Raw genomic sequence first — 4,424 nt, forward strand, 5'->3', positions numbered from 1 at the left:
CTTATCTCAGCGAGGGGCGGACAGCGGACGAGCTGTCCGCCTCTCCGATTTTCAGGAGGTAAGCCTATGAAAACAATCAATCTGCGGTGGATGTATCCCCACTACCGGCATGACGAGTTTGTGGATGTTACGGACGAAGTGTGGGCAGCGATGTATCAGGCCCAGCGGGAGATGGAGAACTATGAGCGTCGGAAAGTCTACCACCGCGCCTACTACTCTCTGGACGCATACAGCTGGCTGGAAAATTACGCACTGGAACACAGCAGATCGCCGGAAGATATTTTGCTGGAACGAGAAGAAATGACCACCCGCCTGCACCTGATTGCAGTTCTGCCTGCGGCTCTGGCTCATGCCACTCCGACACAGGCCCGCCGTGTTCACGCCTACTACATCGCCGGTATCAAGCAGCCGGAAATCTCTCGGATAGAGGGCGTCCACAGCAGCAAGGTTAGCGTTGCCATCCGCCGGGGTCTGCGGAATATGCGCCGCTGCTATGATGACCTTTTTCAAACAGAGTGAGGGCGTGCCTATGCAGACCATCAATCTCAAACAATATTATCCATTTTGCAAAGAGGACATTTTTGTGGAGGTGTCCGATGAGATCGTCGAAGCGTTTCTTCTGGACAAGAGAGCCGAGGCCGCCAGAGATCGAAAGATGTTCCGGTATAAGGCGTTTTATTCCCTCGATTGTAACGATGGAATCGAAAATGCCGCCATCGGCTGGGCGCAGCCATCGCCGGAGGACTACCTGATAGAAAAAGAAGAATTAGCCGAATACGAAGAACTGATACGGCGATTGTACGAAGCCATTTCTTTCCTGCCGCCTATGCAGGCTCGCCGTGTCCACGCCCGCTATATGCTGGGTATGAAAGTGAAAGATATTGCCGCAATGGAGGGTATCACGCCATCACAGGCGGGAAAATCCATCCATGCCGCACTGCGGAGGCTGCGCCGGTACTTTGCTCGACAGAAATGGACGGTCAATCTATGAGTATTTCCAAAGAAAAGAGGTGCCTGACATGAACGAAAAAATTACAGCCCACCCCAAAAAAGAAGAACGGGAGAAAGTCCTGAAGGAGATTCGGCAGCTTGAAAACCGAAAGAAGATTTTGGAGAACAAGCAGCGGAACGAAGAACGCAGGGTTCGCACCCGCCGCCTGATTGAGCGTGGAGCCGTTTTGGAGGGGATTTTCCCGTTGGCTCCCGACCTTTCCGGCGCAGAGGTTAAAGCGTTTTTGATTGCCCTGTCCCATCTTCCGGGGGCTGTGGAATTGACTGCAAACCTGCCAAAATCCGGGGACACGCCATAAGTCCCTTGTTTACAAGGGCGCACTTATACACCGTTGCCGGTGCTGTGCGCCCTGCCGGGGGCGTTGCGTACTTCGTCCGCGATGGGGAGCTACACTCCCCAAACCCCTTGTGCGCTCTGCGAAGCCAAACACCCGCTTTGCGTTTGTTTGGATCCACAGAGCCTGTTATCCCCTCACTGAAAGGAGGTGTTCCCCATAGATTTCTGTCATATCCCCGTCAGTATTATCAAGCGCAGCGCAGGTCGTTCTGCTGTTGCCGCAGCTGCTTACCGCAGCGGAACCAAGCTGACAAATGAATGGGACGGAATGACCCACGACTACACCCGGAAAGGCGGCATTGTCCATGCGGAGATCATGCTGCCCGCCCACGCCCCGCCGGAGTTTGCAGACCGTTCTATCCTCTGGAACAGCGTGGAGCAAATCGAGAAAGCAAGGGACAGCCAGCTTGCCCGCGAGATTGAAGCAGCCTTGCCCCGTGAACTATCCGGCGAACAACAGCTTGCCCTTGTGCGTGCCTATGTGAAGGACAACTTTGTGGACAAGGGGATGTGCGCCGACTTCGCCATCCACGATAAGGGAACCGGCAACCCCCATGTTCATATCATGCTGACCGTCCGGCCCCTGAAAGAAAATGGCGCATGGGGCGCAAAGTGCCGCAAGGCATACGATCTGGACGAGAATGGACAGCGTATCCCGGATGGGAAAGGCGGCTGGAAAAATCACAGAGAGGATACAACCGATTGGAACGATAAAGGAAATGTGGAGATTTGGCGGGTAGCGTGGGCGGCCTACACCAATCGAGCGCTGGAATCTGCCGGCAGACCGGAACGCATTGACCATCGCAGCTACAAGCGGCAGGGCATTGATAAAATTCCCTCTGTCCATCTGGGGCCAGCCGCCAGCCAAATGGAAAAGCGCGGCATCCGCACCGACAAGGGGGAAGTCAACCGGCAGATCGCCGCCGACGACAAGCTGCTGAAAGAAATCAAGGCCCGCATTACCCGCCTCTACAACTGGTCGAAGGCCGAGGCCGAGAAGCCGGAGGGCCAGCAGCCCAGCATGATTGACTTGTGGGAGGCCCAGCAGCAGCTCAAGCGGCCCGACACCCGCACCGGCAAAATCCGGGCTTTACAGGAGAGCGCCGCCCTGTTCAGCTTTTTGCAGGCAAACGGCATCCAATCCATGCAGCAGCTCCATGAAAAAATCGCAGATATGAACACCCGTTACTATGACCTGCGGCGAGAGATCGTCAAGGCTGAGCGCCGGATCGCTGTCCTCACCGAGCGCGGGGAGATGTGGGCGCAGTACAACGAGTATAAGACTGTCCACAAGCAGCTTGCCAGGGTAAAGCCGGAGAAGCGGGAACTGTTCGAGCAGCGCCACAGCCGGGAACTGATCCTCTATGACGCGGCGGCCCGGTATCTGAAGGAACTAAAGGACAGCGGCGAGGAAATCACCCCCAAGGCATGGCAGCGCGAGATCGACCTGCTGACCGCCCAGAAGCAGGTGGACACCATCGACATGAAAGCCATGCGGGAGGAACTGAAAACTGTGGAACGGCTCCGCAAGGCCGCCGACCAACTGACCCGGCAGGAACGGGACAAGCCCCGCAACCGGGGGCCGGAGCGGTAAAGGGTACGGCGCTTTGCCGACCCCTTTCAGGTGCGTCGCGTTTCACGACACCCTTTTGCACACAGAAAAACCGCCGTACAGGTTTCCCCATACGGCGGCAGATGGTTTATTTGCCGAACAAGTCGCTGTGCGACCCGGTGCGGGCAAGCGTCAGCACCAGCACATCATCCTCGATACGGTAAATGAGCAGCCAGTCCGGGAGAATGTGACATTCCCGATGGCCCACCCAATCGCCGGACAAATCGTGATCGCGGTTTTTATCCGGCAGCGGTTCGCCCATCGACAGCAGCGCCACGACATGTTCCAGCAATTCGATTTTCAGGCCGCGCTTGATTGCCCGCTTGTAGTCCTTTTTGAAAGCGGTCGTGTACTTGACGGTGTACTTTGTTTTCCTCATTTTTTCAGGTCGGCAAACAACTCGTCAAGGTCATTGTATCCCTTTACAGACGGGTCTTTTGCAATCCTTTCCGCTTCCAGCATGGCAGCAATCGTTTCCTTGTTGGGCTGTTCCAGCTTCACCTCAAAGGGAATGCCGCCCTCACGAAGCGACTGGCGCACGAAGATGTTGAACGCCGTGGATAAATTCATGCCGAGTTCCGCAAACAGGGCGTCGGCCTGTGCCTTCAAATCCGCGTCCATGCGGATACTGATGTTTGTGGTATTTCCAGCCATATCATCAACCCCTTTCTGCTGGTACTTTTAGTATATGCTATTTGCACGAAGAAAACAATACTTTGCACGAATATTTAACAGTAAATTCATTGAAGGAGGTCACTGTATGAAGCAAATTATTTTGCCCGTCACTATCCACCTGAATATCCGCCTGCCCCTTGCCCTCTTGCAGCCGGAATCGGCAGACGCGCCCACCGGCCCGGAGCCGGAGGCCCATGCCTGCCAGGGCTGCGGCAACTGCGGCGGGTGTGGGAAGTGCCAGCATGAAAAAAAGCAAGCCTGAACCTATCCCCGTCATGGATTACCGCCAGTACCGCAGAGTGCGGAGGCTGGTGCATGAGTGCTGTAACTACATCGACGGAAACTGTATCGCCCTGGACGATGGGGAGGAATGTGTCTGTGTCCAGTCTATTTCCTACTCCCTGTTGTGCAGGTGGTTTCGGGCGGCGGTATTACCGCAGGATAAGGAACTGGAAACGGCGCTGTTCCACCGGATGAATGCGAAGAGGTGCGCCGTATGTAGGGCGCTGTTTACCCCCGGTTCCAACCGGGCCAAATACTGCCCGGAATGTGCCGCACGCATGAAGCGGATCAACGCCGCAAAGCGCAAGCGGAAACAACGGGAGAAATGTCACGCTTTAGGGGCTGAAAAACCCTTGTAAATCAAGGATTTTTTCGAGGGTATCAAAGGCAGGCTGATAGATTTATCATCCGACCCCTAAAACGGTCTTAAAATGCGTACAGAATCCCAAGAGAAACCCCAAGGAGGAACCCAATGTCAGACAACCGAAAATATTATTACCTGAAACT

The 4,424-nt window shown here is 55.2% G+C and carries 8 protein-coding genes; 6 read left to right on the plus strand and 2 right to left on the minus strand.

Going from position 1 to position 4,424, the window contains the following annotated elements; translation table 11 throughout:
* Positions 1 to 66: 66 nt before the first annotated feature.
* From PG722_RS13695 to mobQ, 4 genes are all read left to right on the plus strand, one after another.
* Positions 67 to 519 carry an RNA polymerase subunit sigma-24 gene (locus tag PG722_RS13695; RefSeq protein ID WP_118203694.1) on the plus strand — a complete coding sequence of 151 codons (453 nt, stop codon included), beginning with the start codon at positions 67 to 69 and terminating at the stop codon, positions 517 to 519.
* 10 nt (positions 520 to 529) lie between these two features.
* A complete protein-coding gene (locus tag PG722_RS13700; protein WP_015528452.1) occupies positions 530 to 991 on the plus strand; it encodes an RNA polymerase sigma factor in 462 nt (153 codons plus the stop codon).
* Positions 992 to 1,019: 28 nt separating this feature from the next.
* Positions 1,020 to 1,310, plus strand: coding sequence for a DUF3847 domain-containing protein (locus PG722_RS13705; RefSeq protein WP_270580860.1), 291 nt, complete (start codon positions 1,020 to 1,022; stop codon positions 1,308 to 1,310).
* A 186-nt stretch (positions 1,311 to 1,496) separates the two neighbouring features.
* Positions 1,497 to 2,942, plus strand: coding sequence for a MobQ family relaxase (gene mobQ, locus PG722_RS13710; protein WP_270580861.1), 1,446 nt, complete (start codon positions 1,497 to 1,499; stop codon positions 2,940 to 2,942).
* A gap of 106 nt (positions 2,943 to 3,048) precedes the next feature.
* On the opposite strand, the gene PG722_RS13715 is transcribed toward mobQ, so the two are convergent.
* Positions 3,049 to 3,339 carry a type II toxin-antitoxin system YafQ family toxin gene (locus tag PG722_RS13715; RefSeq protein WP_270580863.1) on the minus strand — a complete coding sequence of 97 codons (291 nt, stop codon included), beginning with the start codon at positions 3,337 to 3,339 and terminating at the stop codon, positions 3,049 to 3,051.
* Positions 3,336 to 3,614 (minus strand): type II toxin-antitoxin system RelB/DinJ family antitoxin, encoded by a 279-nt coding sequence (locus PG722_RS13720; RefSeq protein WP_003509354.1) that lies wholly within the window; start codon positions 3,612 to 3,614, stop codon positions 3,336 to 3,338. The genes PG722_RS13715 and PG722_RS13720 overlap by 4 nt, the downstream gene beginning before the upstream one ends.
* A gap of 106 nt (positions 3,615 to 3,720) precedes the next feature.
* Between PG722_RS13720 and PG722_RS13725 the strand changes: the two genes are divergently transcribed.
* On the plus strand, positions 3,721 to 3,897 hold the full coding sequence (locus tag PG722_RS13725) for a hypothetical protein (protein WP_009296691.1): 177 nt from the start codon (positions 3,721 to 3,723) through the stop codon (positions 3,895 to 3,897).
* Positions 3,878 to 4,276: a cysteine-rich VLP domain-containing protein gene (locus PG722_RS13730; RefSeq protein ID WP_270580865.1), complete on the plus strand. Its 399-nt coding sequence runs from the start codon at positions 3,878 to 3,880 to the stop codon at positions 4,274 to 4,276. Before PG722_RS13725 ends, PG722_RS13730 begins: the two co-directional genes overlap by 20 nt.
* Positions 4,277 to 4,424: the final 148 nt, after the last annotated feature.

The sequence above is a fragment of the Butyricicoccus sp. OF27-2pH9A genome (genome assembly GCF_027693185.1).
Taxonomy (GTDB): domain Bacteria; phylum Bacillota; class Clostridia; order Oscillospirales; family Butyricicoccaceae; genus Agathobaculum; species Agathobaculum butyriciproducens.

Excerpts from the sequence above, each read along its gene's own strand:
- PG722_RS13725 (WP_009296691.1), top strand. The coding sequence starts at position 3,721 with ATGAAGCAAATTATTTTGCCCGTCACTATCCACCTGAATATCCGCCTG.
- PG722_RS13720 (WP_003509354.1), bottom strand. The coding sequence starts at position 3,614 with ATGGCTGGAAATACCACAAACATCAGTATCCGCATGGACGCGGATTTG.
- PG722_RS13715 (WP_270580863.1), bottom strand. The coding sequence starts at position 3,339 with ATGAGGAAAACAAAGTACACCGTCAAGTACACGACCGCTTTCAAAAAG.
- PG722_RS13700 (WP_015528452.1), top strand. The coding sequence starts at position 530 with ATGCAGACCATCAATCTCAAACAATATTATCCATTTTGCAAAGAGGAC.
- PG722_RS13705 (WP_270580860.1), top strand. The coding sequence starts at position 1,020 with ATGAACGAAAAAATTACAGCCCACCCCAAAAAAGAAGAACGGGAGAAA.
- PG722_RS13730 (WP_270580865.1), top strand. The coding sequence starts at position 3,878 with ATGAAAAAAAGCAAGCCTGAACCTATCCCCGTCATGGATTACCGCCAG.
- PG722_RS13695 (WP_118203694.1), top strand. The coding sequence starts at position 67 with ATGAAAACAATCAATCTGCGGTGGATGTATCCCCACTACCGGCATGAC.